Here is a 22,250-nt window from a genome sequence, read left to right on the forward strand (position 1 = left end):
ACCGAGTGCGGACAAGCCCAACACCAGTGCCCAGCCATTCTGCTCCTCGAACTCGTCGGCCACCCCCGGCACCCCAGCCCTTCCGGGGCCGGGACACGGCCCGGCCGATTCCCCGGCGGGCAGTGCCGGAGCCCCCACTTCCGCTGTGCCCGGTACGAATTCGCAGCTTCCGGGGGCCGGTTCGCCGGGCGGCGCGTTCACGCTGCCCGGTGCCGCCGCAGCGCCGTCGAACCCGATCTCGCTGACCACCATTCCGGCCGCGCAGACTGCTCCAGTCGCGCCCGCCGCCGTCACCCCGGTCGCCGCACCCGTGGTGCCTGTGGCCGCCGCGCCCGTCGCGGTCGCGCCGGTGTCCATGGCGCAGCCGGTCGCGGTGACGCCGTTGCAGACCACCATTCAGCCCGATGCCGCCAACCAGCCGATCGCGAATCTGCTGTCGACACACGGCGGTCCGTCGCCGCTGACCGCGCCCGCGGCCGTGGCCCCCGCACTGTTCGATCATGGTCGCCAGCCGGTGCTGGCCAGTGGTGAGCCCACCGCGCCCGTCCACCCGTCGCCGCTGATGGACAAGCCGGTCCAGCCGGCGGCCACGCCGGCGCCCGCTCCGCACGTCAGCGTGCCGGCCAAGACCGATCCGGCGCCGGTGTTCACCACCGTGCCGCCGATTCCGACCACCAAGATCCCGGGCCTGGACCCCGATCTCACCAAGGGCGGCAGCACCCCGGTGGTGACTCCGCCGGTGACCTCCGGTGGCGACACCGACGTCACCGTCAAGCCGCAGAAGCCGGTCGACGATTCCGGCACCCACGGCAGTACGCCGACCGTCACGGTGCCGACCGACGAGCCCGTGCCGACCCATCAGCCGACCGTCACCAACCCGGCGCACCCGACCGTCCCGACGGCGCAGCCGACCGTGCCGACCGTGCCCGATCACAGTGGGCAGCCCAGTGTTTCGGTCGCGCCCGCGCCGACCGTCGCCCCGGTGCCGACCGTGCAGCAGCCGATCACCACGCCGCCGCACATCGACCCGCCGCAGCCGGTGAAACCCATAGCGGACCAGTTCGATTCGGGTAACCACGTGCTGCCGATCGCCGACGACTCCGCGCTGCACCCGCTTTCGGTGCACGACGGCGGTCTGCTGGTGCACGATGCCGGGCTGTTCTCCGGCCTCGGTCCCGATGCCTCGTTCGTCGACGCCCACTCCCCGGTGCAGGGTCCGGGCGATCACATGCTGCTGCTGTGAGCGCCGCCGGTCATCAGGTAGCGGTGAAGAATCCCGATGCGCTGGGTCCGCTGGTCGACCTGCTCGACCGGCTGCTCGAACTGACCCACGCCTCCGGCCGGCTCGATCTGTCCGGGCGGCTGGGCATCGCGCGTGCGCGCCTGGCCGACCCGCGGGTGCGGCTGGTCGTGGTGGGAGAATCCAAGAGCGGGATGAGCACGCTGGTCAACAGCCTGGTCGGGGCCGCGGTGAGCGCCACCGAGGGCCAGGCCAGCGTCCCGGTGATCGCCGAGTACGGTCCGCAGCCGAGCGCCACCCTGGTGAAGGCGAGCCCGGGCGGCACCGCCCAGCGCACCGCCGTGGATCCGCAGGCCGCACTGGCCGAGCTGGATTCCGGGGACGTCATCCGGGCCGAGTTCACCCAGCCCAGCCCGCTGCTGGCGGAGGGCTTCGTGGTGCTGGACGCGCCCGGCGCGCCCGCCGAGGCGCCGGCCACCTGGTCGCTGATCGCCGCCGCGGACGCGGTGCTGTACGTGGCCGATGCCCGGGCGCCGTTCACCCCGGCGCAGATCGAGCAGCTGCAGCGGATTCAGCAGGTCTGCCCGACGGTCGTCTGCGTGCTCAACAAGATCGACCAGTATCCGCAGTGGCCGCAGGTGCAGCAGCACGACCGGCAGCTGCTCGACGACGCCGGGCTGGCCTTCGCGGTGGCCCCGGCCTCGGCGCGGCTGCACGAGCACGCCGCCGCGGCGGGGGACGCGCAGCTGGATCTGGAATCCGGTGTGCCGCAACTGCTCGACCATCTGCGCTCCTATGTGCTGGGCCGCGCGGACGCCGTCGCGGTGGAGGCCGCGGTGCGCGACATCCGGCTCATCACCGACCATCTGTCGCTGGCCCTGCGCAGTGAGGCCGAGACGCTGCGGGATCCGCGCCGGCTGACCGTCATCACCGAGCAGCTGCGCCGCACCCGAGAGGAAGCCGAGCAGCTCCGCCAGCGCTCGGCCAACTGGCAGGTCACCCTGGCCGACGGCGCGGGCGAGCTGATGGCCGACACCGAACACGATCTACGGCACCGGCTGCGCAGCCTGATCCGCGACGCCGAGGCCGACATCATGAAGGGCGATCCGGTTCGGCGCTGGGCGGATTTCGGCGCGGATCTGGACGCCAAGATCTGTGAGGCGGTGGAGGAGAACTTCGTCATCGCCCACTACCGGTCGGTGGAGCTGGCCGAGCAGGTGGCGGCGAAGTTCCCCGACAGCGGCATCCCCACCCCCGATCTCAAGCTCGACAATCCGGGCGATGTCGGCGCGGTGCTGGAACCCGTTGCCGCGCTGGACAATCTGGACAGCGCCAAGCACGGCATCACCCAGCAGGTGCTGACCGCCCTGCGCGGCTCCTACGGCGGCCTGCTCATGGTCGGCCTGATCACCAGCCTGCTGCACATGTCGCTGGTGAACTGGTACTCCGGCGGCGCGGCCGTGCTGCTGGGCGTGAACGCGCTGTGGGACGACCGCAAGGCCCGCCGCCAGCGCCGCCAGGCCGAGGCCAAGATGGCGGTGGCCCGGCTCATGGACGATGTGATCTTCCAGGTGAGCAAGGAGTCCCGCTACCGGCTGCGCGCGGTGCAGCGCAGCCTGCGCGATCACTTCACCGAGATCGCCACGGCCACACTGCGTTCGGTGGACGCCTCGCTGCGCGCCGCCGAGGAGGCGGCCACCGTGCACTCGGGTGCGGGGCGGGAGGCGCGGCTGACCGAGATCGAGCGCTCGCTGGTCCGGTTGCGCGATATCCGCGAGCACGCGGATGCGATCGGCGAGAACCCCTCGTACTGACGAGAACACCTCGTGTAAAAAGGAATCGGCCGCGAGAGCGGCCGATTCCTTTTCCTGCATGCCTTTCTCAGCGCCCCGGGTGTGCCGGATGGAACTGGCCGGTGTGCCGGGATTCTTCCCCCCGGATCACGTGCATGACGGCATTGATGAGCGCCAGGTGGGTGAACGCCTGCGGGAAGTTGCCCAGGTGGCGTCCGGTCCGCGAGTCGATCTCCTCGGCGTACAGCTTGAGCGGGCTGGCGTAGCCGAGCAGCCGCTCGCACAGTTGCCGGGCGCGGTGCAGCTCACCGATTTCCACCAGCGCCGACACCAGCCAGAACGAGCAGATGGTGAACGAACCCTCCTCGCCCGACAGGCCGTCGTCGGTGGTCTCGGTGCGGTAGCGCAGCACCAGGCCGTTCTCGGTCAGGTCGTCGGCGATGGCCAGCACCGTGGCGCGGACCCGATGATCGGTGGGCGGCAGGAAGCGGACCAGCACCACCAGCAACAGCGAGGCATCCAGGGTGTCGCTGCCGTAGCTCTGGGTGAAGACGCCTTGGGAGTTCACGCCGTTGTCGAGGATGTCGGCGCGGATCTCGTCGGCGATATCGTGCCACTTCTTGGCGTAGTCGAATTCCCCGTGCAGCTCGGCCAGTTTCGCGCCACGGTCCAGCGCCACCCAGCACATGACCTTGGAGGACGTGAAGTGCTGTGGCTCGCCGCGCACCTCCCAGATGCCGCGATCCGGGTTGCGCCAGTTCTCGATGGCGGCCTGCACCTGCCGTTCAAGCATGGGCCACAACGTTTCCGGTACCTGCTGACGCGATTTCACGTGCAGGAAAACGGAATCCAGAATCGTGCCCCAGATGTCGTGCTGGTCCTGGTTGTAGGCGCCGTTGCCGATGCGCACCGGCCGCGCGCCATCGTAGCCGGACAGGTTCGGGAGTTCGGATTCGGTTATCTCACGTTCCCCGCCGATGCCGTACAGCACCTGCAGCGGAGTGGGCTTCCCCTCGTCGTCCGTGGTGACGTCGTGCAGGAAGGCGAAGAAGTCGTCGGCCTCGCGATCCAGCCCGAGCGTGTACAGGCCCCACAGTGCGAACGACGAGTCGCGCACCCAGGTATAGCGGTAGTCCCAGTTCCGTTCGCCGCCAGGGGTTTCCGGTAGCGAGGTGGTTGCGGCGGCCAGTAGCGCCCCGGTCGGCGCGTAGGTGAGGCCCTTCAGCGTCAGCGCGCTGCGTTGCAGGTACCCGCGCCACGGATGGTCAGGGAAGCGCCCCAGCGTGATCCACTGCCGCCAGCACTCGGTGGTCTGCCACATCTTCTCCGCCGCCTCGGCGAAGGTGCGCGGCGGCGGCAGGTCCGACCAGGACAGGGCCACGAACACCTCGTCGCCCTCCTTCATCCGGGTGCGGGCGCGGGCCTCGCGGCCCTCCAGCCCCAGCCGCAGATCGGTGGTCAGCGTCAGGCTCGGGGCGCCCTCGATATCGCAGGTGGCACTGGCCCTTTCGTACACGTCGCCGCTGTAGTGCCAGGTGGCCGGGCCGCGGTGGTAGTCGAAGGCGGGCTCGCAGCTCATCTCCAGTTCCACCACGCCGTTCACGCACTTCACCGTGCGCAGCAGCATGTGCTCGGCATCCCAGTCCATGGGCGTGCGCTTGTGGCTGCGGCTGCGGGAGCGGTTGTTGTGCCACGGACCCAGCACCAGCGCGTCGCGCACGATGAGCCAGCCGGTCTCGGTCTGCCAGGTGGTCTCCACGATCAGCCCGCCCGGCAGATACCGGCGCGCGGCGGGCACATTGCGGCCGTAAGGGCCGAGGCGGAAATGTCCGGCGCTGCGGTCCAGCATGGCTCCGAAGACACTGGGGGAGTCCGGGCGCGGCACACACATCCACTCGACCGAGCCATTGCGGGCGATCAAGCAACTGGTCTCGCAGTCGGACAGAAAGGCGTAGTCGTCGATCGGGGGATACACCGAATGATGCATGCCGCCGACGGCGGAAGGCAGGAAGCTGTCGGACAGGGTCGGGTCGGTCCGGTCCAGTCCGTCGCGCGGTGCGTCCACCTCGGACGGTTCATCGCAGGTTTCGGCAGGATCGACGTCGATCTCGCTGCCGAGCGGCCGTTCGCTGTTCTCGGGCTCGTCGTACGACTCCATACCCAACATCATCGGCCCGGGCAGCCCGAATCGTCCACCGCCGCGATGTCGGCCTAGGCTGGGGTCGTGCATGCGATTGCAGGATGGTGGGACGGCGTCGAACTCTGGGTGGCCGGCCTGCCCTTCGTTCCCCAGTTCGCGGTGGTGCTGGCCGCCATGGTGCCGGTCTGCCTGGCCATCGCCTACCTGCTCGACCGGACGCTGCGGGTGGTGCTGCACGTGCTCGGCCGTGATCGGATCGCCGCACGGGAGACCGCGATCCCCGCCACGCCTTCGCGCCGCATCCGGAAGGAAGCCGCCTGAGATGCCTCGCTCTCGTGTCCAGCTCGCCCTGATCGCACTTCTTGTTCTCGTAGTCGTCGCCTGGTTGTTCACTCGCTGAGCGAGTTTCGGTACCACTCGGGCGAATTCTCGGCGTACTGTGCAGACCCATGTCAACCGATGAAGGCCTGGAACTGGTGCTGTCCGAAGAAGACTTCGAGGACGAGCCCCGTCTGATCGCCACCCACCTCTGCGGCCCCGACGAGGCCATCGACATGGTGAAGGCCGCCCAACTGCTGGGCCTGGGCGTGCGCCTCACCAACCGCATCCGTCCCGACGAGGAGGATGCCGAGAGCGCCACCGAGGAGTGGATCCTCGACATCCTCGAGACCCCGCCCGTGGTCGAGGGCGACGAGTAACCCTGCGGGTTACCGAGCTTCGACTCGAATGGGGTGCGGGCGCTCGGCCCCGCCCCCATTTCCTTGTCAGTCGTCGGATCCGCGGATTCGCTTGCCCAGCTTCGAGAGTGTGTCGCTGACTTCCTGACCCACCGTGCCGACCGCGGCCCCGACATCGCGGCCGAGGTTGCGCACGGTGCGGATCAGGGGGTCCTCGGACTGGTCGAAGTTCTCCCGGTAGGACCGGGCGGCGTGTTTGATCTCCTCGCTGATGCGGGCGTTCTTGTCCTGGTCCCGGCGCGGGTACTGGCCGTCGAGAATCCGGTCGTAGTCGCCGCTCGCGATCCAGCGTCGCAGTTCGGCGGCCCGCAGCACCGAGAACGGATGGGTCTGCAGCTCCAGATTGAGGAGTTTGAGCACGCCGTCGCGCAGGTCGCCGGCCCGGTCGTAGTCATCGGCCTGGGCCAGGAAGGCGGCATGGCTCATCTGGTCCACCCGCGATCCGCCCGCCAGCTTCATGTGCACCCGGACCGACGCGTCCACGTCCTGTCCGACCAGCAGCCCGGCCCGGTCGCCGGACAGTTCGGATTTACGGCTCCACTCCAGCAGCGCCGCCACGATGGCGCGTAAAGCCCAGCCGCCCACCGGCATCCAGCCGACATTGGCCGCCAGCCGCATCAGGTGCATGAGCATGGTCCGGTAGACCGCGTGTCCCGACAGGGCGTGCCCGAGTTCGTGGCCGACCACGAACCGCAGTTCCTCGTGATCGAGTAGATCCAGCAGCCCGGTGGTCAGCACGATGAACGGCCGGTCCATGCCGATGGTGAAGGCATTGGCCTCCGGCTGCTGTAAGACGAACATCTCCGGCGTGCGTTGCGCGTCGAGGATCTTCACCGCGTCCTCGCGCAGCTGATGGATGTTCTTGAACTGCCGTTCGTCGACCCGTACCGCGGTCGCCAGGTACATGAGCCGGTGCTGCCGCTCCTGCAACAACCCGGACAGTGTGCGCAGCAGGGTGTCGAATCCACTCAGCTGCCGCAGCCCGACCAGTGCGGTGCGGTCGGCGGGATGCTCCCAGGCGCGAGTGGAGATGCCGGGGAACTCCCGGCGGAGACGAGCGGGTGTGGTCATCGATTCCCCCGTGTGTGTGCAGCAGGCGACGCGGTATCGGGCCGCTCGATACAGTCTGCCGCGTTCGTCCAGGGTTGTGCTCGAGTCGATTCCAACCGCCGTCCGAAATTCGCCACCTGACGTGCTGCTCTGCTAAAGTCGCCGGGTGTCTTCGAGTGTTGTGCCCCAGGTCCGCCATGAATTGGCGTTGATCGCTGTGGGTTGCCTCGCGGTCGCGGACATTCACTGTCGCTGATGGCCGATCGGGCACTGCTGCACGTCTGAGTAGACTTGGCGCGCGCATTTTTCGCAGTTCGTGTTCGTCCCCCGGCGGCCCTCGGGCCGGAGCGCCACCGTTGCGACATCCCACGCGACGGGTCTACGGCAGTACGTTCATTCCCGCCGGTCGACGTCCCACCGGCGGGTGCCCTGAAAGGTCCACGCCGATGTCGCGCAATATTCGTCTGTCCCGCCGATCTACCTTCGCCGTCGCCCTCACCGCGGTCGCGGCCACCGTGCTCACCGCCTGCAGCGGCGGCGCGAGCGACACCAAGGACAGCGGTCCGGCCAGCGGAGGCGGCGGCAATATCAACCTCTACGCCTACTCGGTGGCGAAGGCCGCCTACGACAAGGTGATTCCGGTCTTCAACAAGACCGACCCCGGCAAGGGCACCCAGTTCCAGGCCTCCTACGGTCCCTCCGGCGATCAGTCCCGCAAGGTGAAGGACGGCGCCGAGGCGGATGTGGTGAGCTTCTCCGTCGAGCCCGACATCACCCGCCTGGTGGACTCCGGTCAGATCGACGCGGGCTGGAACTCCGACGCCAACAAGGGTGTTCCGTTCGGTTCGGTGGTGGCCATCGCGGTCCGCAAGGGCAATCCGAAGGGCATCAAGAACTGGGACGACCTGCTCAAGCCGGGCATCGAGGTGGTCACCCCCAACCCGTTCAGCTCGGGCTCGGCCAAGTGGAACCTGCTGGCCCCGTACGCCGCCAAGAGCGAGGGCGGCAAGAACCCGCAGGCCGGTCTGGACTACCTGAGCCAGCTGCTCACCCACGTGCACGTGCAGCCGAAGTCGGGCCGCGAGGCCACCGACGCCTTCCTGCAGGGCACCGGTGACGTGCTGATCAGCTATGAGAACGAGGCCATCTTCTCCGAGACCAAGGGCGATCCGATCGAGCACATCGTGCCCGACACCACGTTCCGGATCGACAACCCGGTCGCGGTGCTGAAGAACGCCAAGAACCTCAAGCAGGCCATCGCCTTCCGCGACTTCCTCTACACCAAGGACGCGCAGCAGGCGTTCGCCGAGGCGGGCTTCCGCCCGGTCGATCCGCAGGTGCGCGCGGACCACGCCAAGGACTTCCCGACCCCGCAGAAGCTGTACACCATCGACGATCTGGGTGGCTGGAAGGTCGTGGACAAGGATCTGTTCACGCCGAACACCGGTTCGGTGGCCCAGATCTACGACAAGGCCACCAAGTAGCCGGGTGACCTGCGACACAAGCGATACTCGAAACCGTGAGTGACAGCAGCTCGAACGCCGGAGCCGATCCTGGTTCCGGCGTTTCGGTAGACGACAACCCGCGTCGGTCGGCGGGTCCGGGCCGGATCCGTTCCTGGTTCCGGGTGAGCGGGTCGGTGGGCCCGCTCGGCATCGGCACCTCCGTGCTGTGGCTCAGCATCATCGTGCTGCTGCCGCTGGCCGCGCTGACCGTCAAATCCTTCGAGGACGGCTGGTCCGGGTTCTGGGACGCGGTCACCGCGCCCGGCGCGCTGGACGCGCTGAAGGTGACCGTCTTTGTGTCGATCATCGTGACGCTGATCAATGTGGCGATGGGCACGCTCATCGCCTGGGTGCTGGTGCGCGACGAGTTCCCGGGCAAGGGCTTCGTGAACGGGCTCATCGATCTGCCGTTCGCCCTGCCCACCATCGTGGCCAGCATCGTGCTGCTGGCGCTGTACGGGCCGCAGTCGCCGTTCGACATCCATCTCAACGCCACCCAGCCGGGTCTGGTGGTGGCGCTGGCGTTCGTGACGCTGCCGTTCGTGGTGCGGTCGGTGCAGCCGGTGCTCATCGAGGCCGACCAGGATGTGGAGCAGGCGGCCGCGTCGCTGGGCGCGGACAACTGGACCACCTTCCGGACCATCATCCTGCCGACGCTGGCGCCCGCCATCGTGAGCGGCTCGGGCCTGGCGTTCGCGCGCGCCATCGGCGAGTACGGGTCGGTGGTGCTGATCGGCGGCGGCATCCCGAAGAAGACGCAGATGGCCTCGCAGTACATCCAGCAGCAGATCGAGGTGGATCGCCCGGTGAACGCCGCCGCGGTCTCGGTGGCGCTGCTGGCGATCTCGCTGCTCACCCTGTTCGTCCTGCGGGTCACGTCGGACCGCTTGGCGCGCAAGGAAAGGGAGGCGTAGATGAGACTGGGCTTCTGGACCAAGATCTCGCTGCGCACGGTGGCGCTGGCGTATCTGTTCGTGCTGTTGCTGGTGCCACTGGGCATCATCCTGTGGCGCACCTTCGAACGCGGTTTGGGCGCGTTCTACGAGTCGATCTCCACACCCGCGGCGATCTCGGCGTTCAATCTGACCTTGACGATCGTGGCGATCGTGGTGCCGGTGAATGTGATCTTCGGTGTGATCATCGCGCTCGCCCTGGTGCGCGGAAAGTTCCCGGGCCGCAATCTGCTGCAGGCCGTGGTGGATCTGCCGATGGCGACTTCGCCGGTGGTGGTGGGTGTTTCGCTGATCCTGCTGTGGGGCGCCAACGGCTGGTTCGGCGGGCTGGACCACCACGGGTTGAAGATCATCTTCAATCTGCCGGGCATGGTGATCGCCACCATCTTCGTGACGCTGCCGTTCGTGGTGCGCGAGGTGGAGCCGGTGCTGCACGAGATCGGCGACGATCAGGAGCAGGCCGCGGCCACCCTGGGCGCGTCGGGCTGGCAGACGTTCTGGCGCATCACGCTGCCGGCCATCCGCTGGGGTCTGACCTACGGCATCGTGCTGACCGTGGCGCGGGCGCTGGGTGAATTCGGCGCGGTGATCATGGTGTCCACGGGCCTGCCCGGAAAGTCACAGACGCTCACCCTGCTGGTGAACGGGCGATACGTGAACGATCACAACACCTTCGGCGCGTACTGTGCGGCGACGCTGCTCATGGGCATCGCCCTCGTCGTCCTTCTGCTCATGACCCTCCTCGAACGCAAGCGGGGCACTGCCAAATGATCACCGTGACCAATGCGAACAAGCGGTACGGCACCTTCGCCGCTCTCGACGATGTCAGCATCGACATCCCGTCGGGGGAGCTGACCGCGCTGCTGGGCCCGTCCGGTTCGGGCAAGTCGACGCTGCTGCGCTCGATCGCGGGACTGGAGACGCTCGACAACGGCCTGGTCACCATCGCGGGCCGCGACGTCACCAACGTGTCGCCGCAGAAGCGCGATATCGGTTTCGTCTTCCAGCATTACGCCGCGTTCAAGCACATGACCGTGCGCGACAATGTGGCCTTCGGGCTCAAGATCCGCAAGCGGCCCAAGGCGGAGATCAAGAAGAAGGTCGACGACCTGCTCGAGATCGTCGGCTTGGACGGCTTCCAGCACCGGTATCCGGCGCAGCTGTCCGGTGGTCAGCGTCAGCGCATGGCCCTGGCCCGGGCGCTCGCGGTGGACCCGCAGGTGCTGCTGCTGGACGAGCCGTTCGGTGCGCTGGACGCGAAAGTCCGTGCGGACCTGCGCACCTGGCTGCGGCGGCTGCACGAGGAGGTGCACGTCACCACCGTGCTGGTCACCCACGACCAGGAGGAGGCGCTGGATGTGGCCGACCGCATCGCGGTCATGAACAAGGGCCGCATCGAGCAGGTCGGCACTCCGGAGGACGTGTACGACCGGCCCGCCAATGAATTCGTCATGTCGTTCCTGGGCGCGGTGGCCAAGCTGAACGGGCATCTGGTGCGGCCGCACGATATTCGCGTCGGCCGGGATCCGAGCATGGCGCTGGCCGCACACGAGGGCACCGCGCAATCCGCCGGTGTCACCCGCGCGACGGTGGAGCGGGTCGTGCAGCTCGGGTTCGAGGTGCGGGTGGAGCTGCGCAACGCGGCCACCGGTGATCTGTTCACCGCGCAGGTGACGCGCGGTGACGCCGCTGCATTGCACCTGGCAGAGGGCGAGACCGTGTACGCCCGTGCCACCCAGATCCCGGAGCTTCCGGTCTCGTAAATGAGTCCCGTTTAAGCGATTTCGGTGAGAAGTCGCGACACGCCCAATTGATCCATCGTTTGGCGAGTTGCCCCGACGCAGGTACGCCGGATCTCGTGCTGAAGTAGCGTGAGCCTCGAAACGTGCAGGTCCAAAGGGGAAATAGTGGACGTGACGAGTGCGGGTGGAAAACGGGCCGGGATCATCGGCGCCGGTATCGCGGGGCTGGTCACCGCGAAAGTGCTGCGGGACGACGGATTCGAGGTCGTCATCTTCGAAAAGGAGGGCGCAGCGGGTGGGGTGTGGATCGAGGCACGGACCTATCCGGGCCTGCGCACCAACAACTCCCGCGATACCTACGCCTACTCCGATCACCCGTATCCGGAGTCGGCCGAGGTGTTTCCGACGGCCGCGCAGGTGCGGGAGTACCTGGCGTCCTATGTGGAGCGCTTCGGGTTGACGCCGCTGCTGCGGCTGTCGACCGAGGTGATCCGGGTGTCCGAGGTGGACGCGGGCTTCGAGCTGAAGATCTGCGGCCCGGACGGGGTCGAGGAGCTGCGGTTCGACTTCGTGGTGGTGTGCGCGGGCGTGTTCTCCACCCCGCGGCTCCCGGTCATCGAGGGCGAGGACGAGTTCGAGGGCGTGCGACTGCATTCCAGCCGGGCCACCGATCCGAGGCTGTTCGCCGGCCGGCGGGTGGTGGTGGTCGGGGCCGGGAAGTCGGCGCTGGACTGCGCGGCCTGGGCAGGGGAGCACGCGCGGGAGTGCACGCTGGTGTTCCGCCGGGCCCATCCGATGCTGCCGCGGTTTCTGCCGGGCCGGGTGCCCTCGGACCGGATCATCCTGAATCGCAGCACCGAAGCGTTCTTTCGCTATCACCGGCAGACCCTGATCGAGCGGTTCCTGCACGGGCCCGGCAAGAAGTTCGCCGAACGGTATTGGCGGGCGGTCTCGGCCTCGATGCGGTTGCTGCTGCGGTCGCCGAAGGTCATGGTGCCGGACGCACCGCTGCCGGCGGGGATCGAGAATCTGGGAGTCAGCGACGAGTTCTTCCGGATGGCCCGGCGCGGTCGAATCGCCTTGCGGCGCGACACCATCGCAGCCTTCCCCGGCGGCACCGCGGTCCAACTGGCGGGGGGTGATCGGCTCGACGCCGATGTCGTCGTCTTCGCCACCGGCTGGCGGCAGGAGCTGGAATTCCTGTCGCCCGAGCTGGCCAAGACCGTCCGGGTCGAGGGCCGGTTCCAGCTCTACCGGCACATTCTGCCGCCGACGCTGCCGCGGCTCGGTTTCATCGGATACGGCTCCTCCGACGCCTGCCAGCTCACCGCCGAGGTGTCCGCGCACTGGCTGTCCCAGCATTTCCTGGGTGAGCTCGCCCTGCCGGGCGTCGACGGCATGCACAGGGAGATAGCGCGTGTCGGGACGTGGCTGGGCGAGGTCATGCCGGAGCGGCCCGAGGGCTACTACCTCGGCCCGTACCTGACGCACCACATCGACGAGCTGATGCGCGACATGGGTCTGCCCACCCGGCGCACCGACAACTTCGTCACCGAGTACTTCGACACCCTGCTACCCGGCCGGTACGCCGATCTCACCGAGGAACGCCTGCAGGCCCGGATGTCCGGGTCGCGGCATCGCCGGTATGTGAGCGCCGGCGGTTCCCTCGGCGGAGTCGCGGCGCTCACCATGGCCTATGCCTGCTACCGGAGGATCCGGGGCCGGTGGGTGTAGCGGTGCCGGTTCGCAGCGCGGAGTTCGCTCAGCGCAGGGTCCGCACCCAGCGGCGGGTGTCGGCCGGGTCGATGACGTCGTCGAGTTCGAGAACCGTTGCGGCGGTGAGGGCCTTGCCGCTGTCGTAGGCCGCCTGGACCAGTGCGTCGAAGGCGGCCTGCCGCTGCGCCGGATCCTCGATGGCGGCCAGCTCCTTGGCGAAGCCCAGGCGGACCGCGCCCTCCAGGCCCATGCCGCCGATCTCGCCGGTGGGCCAGGCGATCACGAAGCGGGGTGCGCGGAAGGAACCCGCCGCCATCGCCTGTGCGCCCAGGCCGTAGCCCTTGCGCAGGATGACGGTGCCGAAGGGCACGTCGAGGGCGGCGGCGTCGATGAACAGGCGGCTGAACTTGGTGACGGTGGCGTGCACCTCGGCCTCGGGGCCGACCATGAAACCCGGTGTGTCGCAGAGGGACACGATGGGCAGGCCGTGGGCGCCGCAGAGCTGCAGGAAGACGGACAGTTTGTCGGCCGCCGGTGCGTCGATGGCGCCGCCCAGGTGGTGGCAGTCGTTGGCGATGAGGCCGAAGGGGCGGCCCTCGACCCGGACCAGGGCGGTGACGATGCCGACGCCCCAGTCCCGGCGCAGTTCCAGCACCGACCCGACATCCACGATGGCGTCGATGGCGGCGCGAATGTCGAAGGCGCGCAGCCGGTTCTCGGGCACCACGTGCCGGGCCAGGCGGGGGTCGGGTGCTTCCCACTCCGCGTCCGCCCCTTGGAAGTACGAGAGGTAGCGGCGGGCGAGATCGACCGCCTCGGCCTCGTCGGCGGCGACGATGTGGACCACGCCATTGCGGCGCTGCACCTCGATCGGGCCGATGTCCTCGGGCGCGTACACGCCCAGTCCGCCGCCCTCGATCATGGCGGGGCCGCCCATGCCGATATTGGCGTCGGGGGTGGCGATCACGACATCGCACATGCCCAGCAGGGCGGCATTGCCGGCGAAGCAGCGGCCCGAGACGATGCCGATGAGCGGTACGGTGCCCGACAGCGCGCCCATGGCGCGGAAGGTGGTGACGTCCAAGCCGGAGATGCCGCCGTGGTCGGTGTCGCCGGGCCGGCCGCCGCCGCCCTCGGTGAAGAAGACCACCGGAAGCCGTTGCTCGCGAGCCAGTTCCAGCATGCGGTCGGTTTTGGCGTGATTGCGCATGCCCTGGGTGCCGGCGAGCACGGTGTAGTCGTAGGACATGACCAGTGCGCGGGTGCGGTCCGGGCCGAAGCGGCCGGCATTGATGGTCGCCACGCCCGCGATCAGGCCGTCGGCGGGGGTGTTGGCGATCAGGTCCTCGAGGCTGCGGCGGCTGCGCTGGGCGGCGACCGCCAGCGCGCCGTATTCGACGAAGCTGTCGGGATCGACCAGGTCGGTGATGTTCTCGCGGGCGGTGCGGCGGCCGAGCCGATGCCGCTTGGCGACTGCGGTCTCGCGCCGGGCGTCGAGGGTGATGTCGTGGCGGTCCAGTACCTCGGCGAGGTCGGCGCGCACCGAATCCAGGTCCACCACGGTCGATTCCGCGGCCGGGCCGTCGTGATCGGCGGCCACCCAGGTGACCAGGATGGCGTGCGGGTCGACCACGTCACCCGGTGTGACCGCGTGCCGCAGCACCCGCAGCGGTTCGGTCGCGCGCAGCACGTGCTGCATCTTCATGGCCTCCAGGACCGCGACCTCGGCTCCGGCGGCGAGCACCGTTCCGGGCTCGGAGAGTGAGACGACGGTGGCGCCCATCGGGGAGCGCAGGGCCTGTTCGTTTTCGTCCAGATCGAGCTCGGCGGCAGCGGCCTGCCGTACCGGCTGCGGTCCGGTCGGATCCTCGAAACCCTCTGCCCGGGAGCGCAGGTCGTCGAGGCGCTGCTCGAACCAGGCCGTGCTCACCGGGCCCGCGTCGCCGAGTTCGGCCAGCACGGCGCGCAGCAGGTGCAGGTTGGTGTCGACGCCGCTGATCACGGTCTCGGCCAGCGCGTCCGAACACCGTTGCAGCGCGGCGCGGTACGACGGCGCCGACGCGATGATCTTCGCGAGCAGCGAATCGAACTGCACCCCTTGCCGCATCCCCACCTGGGCGGCGGTGTCGACCCGCACGCCCGTGCCGGTCGGGGCGTCGAAGCGGCTGATCACGCCGGTGCTGGGCAGCACCGCGCCGTCGGCCGCGAGCAGTTCGGCATTGACCCGCGCCTGCACGGCGTAGCCGCGGGTCTCGTTCTTGGGCAGGTCGAGTTCGGCCAGTGTGCGGCCCTGTGCCAGGTCCAGTTGCAGCGCGACCAGATCCACGCCGGTCACCGCCTCGGTCACGGTGTGCTCGACCTGCAGGCGCGGATTCACCTCCAGGAACCAGACATTCGTGCCGTCCACCAGGAACTCCACGGTGATGACGCCCCGGCAGCCCACGGCCTCGGCGATCAGTACCGCCTCCCGTTGCACCCGATCCCGCACGGCCGCGGGCAGTTCCGGCGCGGGCGCGATCTCGATGAGCTTCTGCCGCCGCCGCTGCACGCTGCAATCGCGGTCGCCCAGCGCCACCGCGCCGAGCCCGTCGGCCACCACCTGCACCTCGATGTGCCGCGCCCGGTCGACCAGGGCTTCGGCGTAGACGCTGTCGTCGCCGAATCCGGCGCGGGCCTCGGCCCGGCAGCGTTCGACGGCCTCCGCCAGCAGCGCCGCCTCGGTCACGGGCCGCATGCCGCGGCCGCCGCCGCCCGCGGCGGCCTTCACCATGACGCCGCCGGGATGTTCGGCGAGCAGCGCGGCGATCTCGTCCGTTCCGGCTCCGGCCCGGGTCGCGGGCAGCACGGCCGCCCCGGCCCGCGCGGCCGCCTCGCGTGCCGCGACCTTGTCCCCGAAGATGCGCAGCACATCCGGTGCGGGCCCGGCGAAGGTCAGCCCCGCCGCCGCGCAGGCCGCCGCGAACTCCGCACTCTCGCTGAGGAATCCGTACCCCGGGTGCACGAGCGCGCCCGGTCCGCAGGCGGCCGCGGCCCGCACCACGGATTCGACATCGAGGTATCCCGCCGCGCCGCTGCCCGGCAGCACGAGCGCCCGGTCGGCCAGCCGGACCGCCAGACTTCCGCTGTCCTCGGCGGTGTGCAGGACCTCCGTCACATATCCGAGCTCCCGGGCCGTCCGCACCACCCGGACCGCGACCTCACCACGATTCGCCACCACAACTCGCACGCCGCCAGGCTCCACAACTCGCACGCCGCCAGGCTATGGCACGAATCACCCGGAACGGTCAGAACTTCGTGACATAGCAGTCGTAGTTGCGTTGGTGGCGCCGGCCGCGACGGCTCGGTGATACCGGACGGCCGGCTCGATATTCGGATGGTCGGGCATATCACTCACCGGGCCAGTCGAACACGGCGGCGGGTGCGGCGGGGGCTATGTTCGGGGCATGCATTGGGATCAGATGACGGCCACGCCGGGTGCGCTGCGGACGGCCGCGGCGCGGCTGCGGCGCGGGGTGGGGCAGCTGGAAATTCTGGCGGCCATCATCGAGGCGGCGGACGGGCCGTGGCTGGGGGCCATGGATTCCGATGGGCGGGGGACCGCCGAGCTGCGCATGCACCTGGCGGGGAAGTACCGGTTCACGGCGGTGGTGACCAGCGCCGGGAAACTGTCCCTGGCGGAACTGAATTCGCCCGGGCGCGGGAAGCGGGCGGGGCTGGTGCTGTCCACCAAGGCCGCCCAGCGCAAGGGCTGGGACGAGCCCAAGGACATGCCCAAGCCGCAGGAGTGGGTGGACTACGTGGTCGGGTGGGTCCAGGCCGCCAGCGCCGCCGTCGGCCGGCGGGACGTGGTGGAGTGGCTGCTCAGGGGCGCCGACCAGCGGCTGGCCGCGATGAACGACAGCGTCGAGACCATGCGGGCCGCCCTCGCCGAACGCGAGCAGATGCGGGACGAACTGGCGGCCGAGGTCGCGGAGCTGCGGGCAGAGCTCGAGGCGGAATCAGCCCTCGCCGACAAGCGCGTCGTCGTCGGCGACGTAGCGCCAGACGGGGAGGAGGGCGTGGTCGTCGAGGGGGTCGCCGGCGAGATGGGCGGTGGCGCGGAGGCGGGCGGTGACGTCGCCGGCGTCGAGGCCGGAGCCGATGAGGACCAGGTTGCTGACCCGGGGTTCGTGACGGGTCCAGGCGGTGGGCTCGATGGTGATGTGGCGGCCGACCATGTGCAGCACGAACTTTCGCGGGTCGTCGGGGACGGCGAAGGCCAGCACGCCCTTGGCGCGGAACAGGCCGGCGGGCGGATCCTCCAGTAGCGCAATGAGTTCGCGCGGATTCAGGTCGGTGTCGGAGGTGAAGGAGACGCTGTCGTAGGCGTCGTGCAGGTGCCGGTGGTCGCGGCAGTCCCCGCCGTGCTCGTGGCAGTGGTCTCCATGCTCATGACGGTGGTCTCCGTGCCCGTCATCCGTGTGCTCGTCGAGCAGTAGCTCGTCGAAGCTGAGCTGTTCACCGACCCGCGGCCGGTGCGGTTCGCGGGTGGGGACGTCGAACAGCAGGCCCGGGTCGACGCGCCCATGGCTGGTCGGATACACCGGGACCTGACCGACCAGGCCGGTGATCTCCGACCGCAGCCGCTCCAGCGCGGCCGGCTCGACGCGGTCGGCCTTGTTGAGCACCACCAGATCCGCCATCCGCAGATGCGTCGCGAGTTCCGGGTGCAGTTCGCGGCTCGCGGGGAAGTGCTCGGCGTCGACCACCTCGACCAGCCCGCCATAGCGAATGCGCGGATTGTCGCTGTTCACCACCATGCGAATGAGATTGCGCGGCTCCGCCAGTCCGCTGGCCTCCACCACGATGACGTCGATCTTCTGCCTGGGATGCGCCAGCCGGTCGAACAGGTCGTCCAGTTCGCTGACATCCACCGCGCAGCACACGCACCCGTTGCCCAGCGAGACCATGGCGTCGACCTGCCCGGCCACCAGCATGGCGTCGATATTGACCGCGCCGAAGTCGTTGACCACCACTCCGATTCGCGTGCTCCGGGTCCGCAGCAGCCGGTTGAGCAGCGTCGTCTTCCCGGCGCCGAGGAATCCGGCCACGATCAGGACTGGAATGCGGCGGCTCACGGCGACCACCCTACCGACCGGCTGTGAGCCCGCCGCAGCACGCCGGAAACCGCGTGGAAATAACAGCCTCCTACCGTGACGGACTATCCGGACCGACCACGGGAGGTGCGCTGTGCGGGTGCGCGACATTCTCGATGCGCCGCAGTTGCGGATGCGGCTGCTGCACGGGGACGCGGGGGAACTGGATCGGCCGGTCGCCAGGGTCTGTGCGACGGACATGCCCGACCCCCGGCCCTTCGTGACACCGGGCGCGCTGGTGTGTACCGGATTGGTGTGGCGGCAGCAGGCGACGGACGCGGACCGCTATGTGGGCCTGCTGGCGGGTGCCGGGGTCGCCGGCGTGGTGGCCGGGCAGGCGCTGCACGGGCACGTGCCCGAGGACGTGGTCGAGGCCTGTCGCCGGCACGGATTGCCGCTGTTGTCCGCACCGCAGAGCGTGCCGTTCAGCCGGATCATCGAGTACCTGGCCGAGCAGGCGGCGGAGGTGCGCTGGCGGCGGGTGCAATCGCGCGCCGACCGGCAGCGCAGGCTGCTGACCGCGGTCGCCGCCGGGACGGGTATCGAGACCCTGGTCGCGGATTGCGCGGCGGAACAGCGGGTTTCGGCCTGGATCCTGACCTCGACCGGGACGGTCATCGCCGGCACCGAGGACCTGGCCGAGCCGGACATCGATCGCATCGTCGCCACCGCGCTCACCGCGCCGCGCCTGCCCGCGGTCACCACCGGAGCGATGCGAGTCCTCCAGGTCGGTGCGGGCGACCGCATTACCGCCTGGTACCTGGTGATCCGCCCGTCGGCCCCGGAACTCGACCCGTTCGGCGCGGATCTGGCGGCCGTGGCGGAGCTGTATCGGCAGCGTCGCGCCGACCGGCAGCACCTGGATTGGGAACTGGCCGACCGCTTTCCGGTGCCGTTCACCGAACGGGCGGACCGGTGCGAGGTGGCTCTCGTCTGCGAGGTCCACGCCGCCGATGGGCTGACCGGCTCACGGAAACCGGATGCGCCGCAGCGCCGACCGCTGCCCGGGGGTGTCTCGGGCGCCATCGAACGGGCGGGGGCACCGGCTCACAGTGCGGGACCTGTGGCACCGCAGCAGGTTTCGACCTGGGCCGATTCGTCCGCCGGACTGCCGACCGTACGCGCGGCCCTGCACGACGCCCTGCCGGATATCGCCACGTCGATCGACCGCGAAGGCAGGCTGGTCGGCGTGACGGCCGGAACCCAGGACGGCATCGCGGCCGCGGTGGTCCGCCGTCTCGGGCGAATCACACCGGCGCTCACCGAGATTCGGATCGCGGTCGGTGTGGGCGCCCGGCAGCCGGAGGAGACCCTGGCGGGTGCGATCGGCGCGGCGGCCGCCGCCGCCACCGCGGCCCGCAACGCCGCAGAACCAGTCAGCCTGCGGGTAGCCGATATCGATTCGGCCGTCGGCCTGCTCACCGCGGTGCCCGGCGGCCTCCAGCGGCGATTCGCCGAACGCGTACTGGGTCCGGTGCTGGAGTACGACCGGCGGCACGGGGCCGGACTGCTGGAGACCCTGGAGGTGTTTCTCGGGTGCGAAGGCTCGTGGCGGCAGGCGGCCGATCGAATGCACCTGCACCTCAATACCGTTCGTTATCGGATCGGCCGGATCGAGGAGCTCACCGGGCGCGATCTCAGGCGGCTCGACGATCGGCTGGATCTGTATCTGGCGGTGCGCACGCTGGCCGGTCAGACCGCGCCGGTGTAGGGATCCCAGGCGGTTCCGGCGTCCGGGGCGCCCTCGCGCAGCACACTCGCCTGAATCAGGCCGTAGGGGCGGTCGTCGGCGTGGAAGACCTCGCCCTGGTTCGGGACGCCGAAACGGTCTGTGTCATAGGCGAAGTGGTGTTTGTTGGGGGCCGACATGCGGATCTCCGCCAGGCACGGATACGCCGCCAGCGCGGCCCGGCCCATCTCGAAGAGGGTCTGCTGCAGGGCCTTCGAGTGCAGGATCGCGAAGGTCTCGACCATGACGGCGCGGATCCCGTGGTAGGCGGCATCCCAGTCCTCGGGTGGGGTGGCGAAGCGCCAGCGGGCGATCAGGCTGGTGGCCAGGATCCGGTCGGAGGCGGGTTCGAGGACGGTGAACGGGTCTTCGAGGAAACCCGCGAACTCCGAACCCGTGGACTTGAGGATCACCAGATCCTTGACGCCCCCGATCACCCACTCGCGGCGGTCCGTACCGGTCCCGCTCACGGTGATCGCCGCGATCCGCACCTCCGGCCCCACCCGCGTCCAGGTGTGGTCGTGCCCGCTGCCGCCGACCGGAACCCGTTGCCACGCATACTCTTCGATCTCGAGACGCGCCGAATCCACGGGCTCGATGTCGTCGACGAAATGCCGGCCCAGTGCCAGCCCGTACTCCTCGATGCTGCCGTCGCCGTGGAGCTTGGCGTAGGTGTAGATGGTCTGCTTCTGCGAATCCGTCGGCAGCACCGCGCCCTGATCGCCGACGGTGTGCGCGTCGTCGAACGCGCCGCGCAGACACGAGGACACGTTCAGGTCCCGGATCTCGTGCCGGGCGGTATCGCGGTAGATGCGCACCACCCGGTTCTCGGCCTTGCCGTACTGGTGCGGGCCGAGCACGATCCGGCCGCCGGCTTCGCTCATGGTCGCCTCCCGTCGTCGCTGATCACTGTGCCCACTGTGACGTACGGGAGCCGCCGCACACGCTGGTTCCGAGGACAAAACGCCGTACTCCGCCACCACGACGTTTGGGCGAATCGGACAAAGCCTCGCGGCGCCGGCGCTGCCCAGCCTGACGATCGATCGACGCTTTGCCGGCCGGATCACCCGCAGGCGTTGACCCATTCCGAGAGGCCGTCGGTGAACATCTGGCGCTTCCAGATGGGGACCTCGTGCTTGATGCGGTCGACCAGTTCGGCGCAGGTGGTGAAGGCTTCGGCGCGGTGGGGCGCGGCGACGGCGACGACGATCGCGAGATCGCCGATGGTCAGGGGGCCGATGCGGTGCACGGCCGCCACCGGCAGTCCGGAGGACTCGCCGACTTCCGTGCACACCTTGCGCAGGAACTCCTCGGCCTGCGGGTGCGCCGAGTACTCCAGCGCCGAAACCGATTGCCCGCCATCGTGATCGCGCACCTTGCCGGTGAACACCACGATGCCGCCGTGCTCCGGCCCGCTCACCGCCCGCTCCACCTCGGCCGGATCCAGCGGTTGATCGCTGATCCGGGCCAGCAGTTCACTCATGGCTGCCTCCTCCGGCCACCTGGGCCAGCAGATGTTCGAGAAGCGGTGTCAGTACGGCCATGCCGTCCTTCACCCCGCCCGGCGAACCGGGCAGATTGACGATCACGGTGCGTCCGGCCAGGCCCGCCACGCCCCGGCTGAGCGCGGCGAGCGGGAACTTGGCGGTGCCCGCCTGGCGGATGGCGTCGGCCACGCCCGGCAGCTCCCGATCGAGCAGGGCCAGCGTCGCCTCCGGGGTGGCGTCGGTGGGGGAGGCCCCCGTGCCGCCCGTGCTGATGACCAGATCCGGCTCGGTGGACAGTGCATTCGCGAGGCCGAAGGCGATATCCGCGTCCGCGAACACCAGCGGCCCGCGCACCGAGAAGCCCTGCGCGCCCAGCCATTCGGTCAGAACGGGGCCGGTGGTGTCCTCGCGGCTACCGGCGGCGACCCCGGTCGAAGCGACCACGACGGTGGCCGTCCGGCCCGTGCCTGCGAGCGGAGTCGTTGCGGCAGCAGTCTTTTCGTGCTTCTCGTGCCGGTGGTGGTGCTCGCCGTGGTGGGCCTCGGCCTCCGGCCGCACCCAATGCCCGTGCTTCCCACCCTCTTTGGTGATCAGCCGCACCCCGTTCAGGGTGGCGGCCGGATCCACCGCCTTCACCATGTCGTGCAGCGTGAGGCCCGCGACCGCGACCGCGGTCAGCGCCTCCATCTCGACGCCGGTCGGGCCCTTGGTCTTGGCGCTCGCCTCGATGGTGATGGTGGTGTCGGTGAAACCGAAGTTCACGGTCACCGACGACAGCGCCAGCTGATGGCACAGCGGAATCAGCTCGGAGGTCTTCTTCGCGCCGTTGATGCCGGCGATGCGCGCGGTGCTGAGCACATCGGCCTTGGGCATGTCGTCGGCGCGGACCAGCCGGATGACCTCCGCGGTGGTCTGCAGTTCGCCCGCGGCGACCGCGATGCGCGCGGTGTCGGCCTTCGCGCTCACATCGACCATGCGGGCGCGACCTTCACGGTCGACATGCGACAACTCACTCATGGCAAC

The 22,250-nt window shown here is 69.4% G+C and carries 17 protein-coding genes and 1 pseudogene; 11 read left to right on the plus strand and 7 right to left on the minus strand.

Annotation, left to right across the window (positions count from 1 at the left end):
* Together ACFXN1_RS09380 and ACFXN1_RS09385 are read left to right on the plus strand one after the other, a co-directional pair.
* Nucleotides 1–1,243, plus strand: a pseudogene (locus ACFXN1_RS09380) (hypothetical protein); the annotation flags it as partial.
* Entirely contained in the window at nt 1,240–3,054 is a 1,815-nt protein-coding gene (locus ACFXN1_RS09385) for a hypothetical protein (protein ID WP_379398819.1), read from the plus strand. The pseudogene ACFXN1_RS09380 and the gene ACFXN1_RS09385, both read left to right, overlap by 4 nt.
* 67 nt (nt 3,055–3,121) lie before the next feature.
* Here ACFXN1_RS09385 and ACFXN1_RS09390 read toward each other — a convergent pair whose 3' ends face one another.
* Nucleotides 3,122–5,020 (minus strand): glycoside hydrolase family 15 protein, encoded by a 1,899-nt coding sequence (locus tag ACFXN1_RS09390; protein WP_379399020.1) that lies wholly within the window; start codon nt 5,018–5,020, stop codon nt 3,122–3,124.
* A gap of 237 nt (nt 5,021–5,257) precedes the next feature.
* On the opposite strand from ACFXN1_RS09390, the gene ACFXN1_RS09395 reads away from it, so the two are divergent.
* Both ACFXN1_RS09395 and ACFXN1_RS09400 read left to right on the plus strand, forming a co-directional pair.
* The gene (locus ACFXN1_RS09395) at nt 5,258–5,494 is read left to right on the plus strand and encodes a hypothetical protein (RefSeq protein ID WP_379398818.1); all 237 of its coding nucleotides are present in this window, start codon (nt 5,258–5,260) and stop codon (nt 5,492–5,494) included.
* Between the two features lie 128 nt (nt 5,495–5,622).
* Nucleotides 5,623–5,871: a hypothetical protein gene (locus tag ACFXN1_RS09400; protein ID WP_379438913.1), complete on the plus strand. Its 249-nt coding sequence runs from the start codon at nt 5,623–5,625 to the stop codon at nt 5,869–5,871.
* A 66-nt stretch (nt 5,872–5,937) separates the two neighbouring features.
* Here the strand turns inward: ACFXN1_RS09400 and ACFXN1_RS09405 are convergent, their stop codons facing one another.
* Complete coding sequence (locus ACFXN1_RS09405; protein WP_379398817.1) at nt 5,938–6,981, minus strand: M48 family metallopeptidase; 1,044 nt, start codon at nt 6,979–6,981, stop codon at nt 5,938–5,940.
* A gap of 145 nt (nt 6,982–7,126) precedes the next feature.
* On the opposite strand from ACFXN1_RS09405, the gene ACFXN1_RS09410 reads away from it, so the two are divergent.
* From ACFXN1_RS09410 to ACFXN1_RS09435, 6 genes are all read left to right on the plus strand, one after another.
* On the plus strand, nt 7,127–7,216 hold the full coding sequence (locus ACFXN1_RS09410) for an Ms4533A family Cys-rich leader peptide (RefSeq protein ID WP_328601465.1): 90 nt from the start codon (nt 7,127–7,129) through the stop codon (nt 7,214–7,216).
* A 190-nt stretch (nt 7,217–7,406) separates the two neighbouring features.
* Nucleotides 7,407–8,444, plus strand: coding sequence for a sulfate ABC transporter substrate-binding protein (locus tag ACFXN1_RS09415; protein WP_379398816.1), 1,038 nt, complete (start codon nt 7,407–7,409; stop codon nt 8,442–8,444).
* Nucleotides 8,445–8,569: 125 nt separating this feature from the next.
* On the plus strand, nt 8,570–9,379 hold the full coding sequence (cysT, locus tag ACFXN1_RS09420) for a sulfate ABC transporter permease subunit CysT (protein WP_379438942.1): 810 nt from the start codon (nt 8,570–8,572) through the stop codon (nt 9,377–9,379).
* On the plus strand, nt 9,380–10,189 hold the full coding sequence (cysW, locus tag ACFXN1_RS09425) for a sulfate ABC transporter permease subunit CysW (protein WP_379398815.1): 810 nt from the start codon (nt 9,380–9,382) through the stop codon (nt 10,187–10,189).
* Complete coding sequence (locus tag ACFXN1_RS09430) at nt 10,186–11,181, plus strand: sulfate/molybdate ABC transporter ATP-binding protein (protein WP_379398814.1); 996 nt, start codon at nt 10,186–10,188, stop codon at nt 11,179–11,181. Before cysW ends, ACFXN1_RS09430 begins: the two co-directional genes overlap by 4 nt.
* Before the next feature lie 150 nt (nt 11,182–11,331).
* The gene (locus ACFXN1_RS09435; RefSeq protein ID WP_379438914.1) at nt 11,332–12,894 is read left to right on the plus strand and encodes a flavin-containing monooxygenase; all 1,563 of its coding nucleotides are present in this window, start codon (nt 11,332–11,334) and stop codon (nt 12,892–12,894) included.
* Between the two features lie 28 nt (nt 12,895–12,922).
* On the opposite strand, the gene ACFXN1_RS09440 is transcribed toward ACFXN1_RS09435, so the two are convergent.
* Both ACFXN1_RS09440 and ACFXN1_RS09445 read right to left on the minus strand, forming a co-directional pair.
* Nucleotides 12,923–16,126 (minus strand): carboxyl transferase domain-containing protein, encoded by a 3,204-nt coding sequence (locus tag ACFXN1_RS09440; RefSeq protein WP_379438916.1) that lies wholly within the window; start codon nt 16,124–16,126, stop codon nt 12,923–12,925.
* Between the two features lie 748 nt (nt 16,127–16,874).
* Nucleotides 16,875–17,993 carry a CobW family GTP-binding protein gene (locus tag ACFXN1_RS09445; RefSeq protein ID WP_379438917.1) on the minus strand — a complete coding sequence of 373 codons (1,119 nt, stop codon included), beginning with the start codon at nt 17,991–17,993 and terminating at the stop codon, nt 16,875–16,877.
* 118 nt (nt 17,994–18,111) lie between these two features.
* On the opposite strand from ACFXN1_RS09445, the gene ACFXN1_RS09450 reads away from it, so the two are divergent.
* On the plus strand, nt 18,112–19,722 hold the full coding sequence (locus ACFXN1_RS09450) for a helix-turn-helix domain-containing protein (RefSeq protein WP_379463538.1): 1,611 nt from the start codon (nt 18,112–18,114) through the stop codon (nt 19,720–19,722).
* Here ACFXN1_RS09450 and pucL read toward each other — a convergent pair.
* The 3 genes from pucL to moaCB form a co-directional block, all read right to left on the minus strand.
* Entirely contained in the window at nt 19,704–20,624 is a 921-nt protein-coding gene (pucL, locus tag ACFXN1_RS09455) for a factor-independent urate hydroxylase (protein WP_379438921.1), read from the minus strand. The genes ACFXN1_RS09450 and pucL overlap by 19 nt on opposite strands.
* A 179-nt stretch (nt 20,625–20,803) precedes the next feature.
* A complete protein-coding gene (locus ACFXN1_RS09460) occupies nt 20,804–21,223 on the minus strand; it encodes a molybdenum cofactor biosynthesis protein MoaE (RefSeq protein WP_379438923.1) in 420 nt (139 codons plus the stop codon).
* A complete protein-coding gene (moaCB, locus tag ACFXN1_RS09465) occupies nt 21,216–22,244 on the minus strand; it encodes a bifunctional molybdenum cofactor biosynthesis protein MoaC/MoaB (protein ID WP_379438924.1) in 1,029 nt (342 codons plus the stop codon). The genes ACFXN1_RS09460 and moaCB overlap by 8 nt, the downstream gene beginning before the upstream one ends.
* Nucleotides 22,245–22,250: the final 6 nt, after the last annotated feature.

The sequence above is a fragment of the Nocardia sp. NPDC059154 genome, assembly GCF_042755705.1.
Taxonomy (GTDB): Bacteria; Actinomycetota; Actinomycetes; order Mycobacteriales; family Mycobacteriaceae; genus Nocardia.

What these genes read in the sequence shown, in the direction of transcription:
- cysW (WP_379398815.1), top strand. Translation starts at nt 9,380, where the DNA reads ATGAGACTGGGCTTCTGGACCAAGATCTCGCTGCGCACGGTGGCGCTG.
- ACFXN1_RS09405 (WP_379398817.1), bottom strand. Translation starts at nt 6,981, where the DNA reads ATGACCACACCCGCTCGTCTCCGCCGGGAGTTCCCCGGCATCTCCACT.
- ACFXN1_RS09460 (WP_379438923.1), bottom strand. Translation starts at nt 21,223, where the DNA reads ATGAGTGAACTGCTGGCCCGGATCAGCGATCAACCGCTGGATCCGGCC.
- ACFXN1_RS09415 (WP_379398816.1), top strand. Translation starts at nt 7,407, where the DNA reads ATGTCGCGCAATATTCGTCTGTCCCGCCGATCTACCTTCGCCGTCGCC.
- ACFXN1_RS09390 (WP_379399020.1), bottom strand. Translation starts at nt 5,020, where the DNA reads ATGCATCATTCGGTGTATCCCCCGATCGACGACTACGCCTTTCTGTCC.
- ACFXN1_RS09400 (WP_379438913.1), top strand. Translation starts at nt 5,623, where the DNA reads ATGTCAACCGATGAAGGCCTGGAACTGGTGCTGTCCGAAGAAGACTTC.
- pucL (WP_379438921.1), bottom strand. Translation starts at nt 20,624, where the DNA reads ATGAGCGAAGCCGGCGGCCGGATCGTGCTCGGCCCGCACCAGTACGGC.
- moaCB (WP_379438924.1), bottom strand. Translation starts at nt 22,244, where the DNA reads ATGAGTGAGTTGTCGCATGTCGACCGTGAAGGTCGCGCCCGCATGGTC.
- ACFXN1_RS09430 (WP_379398814.1), top strand. Translation starts at nt 10,186, where the DNA reads ATGATCACCGTGACCAATGCGAACAAGCGGTACGGCACCTTCGCCGCT.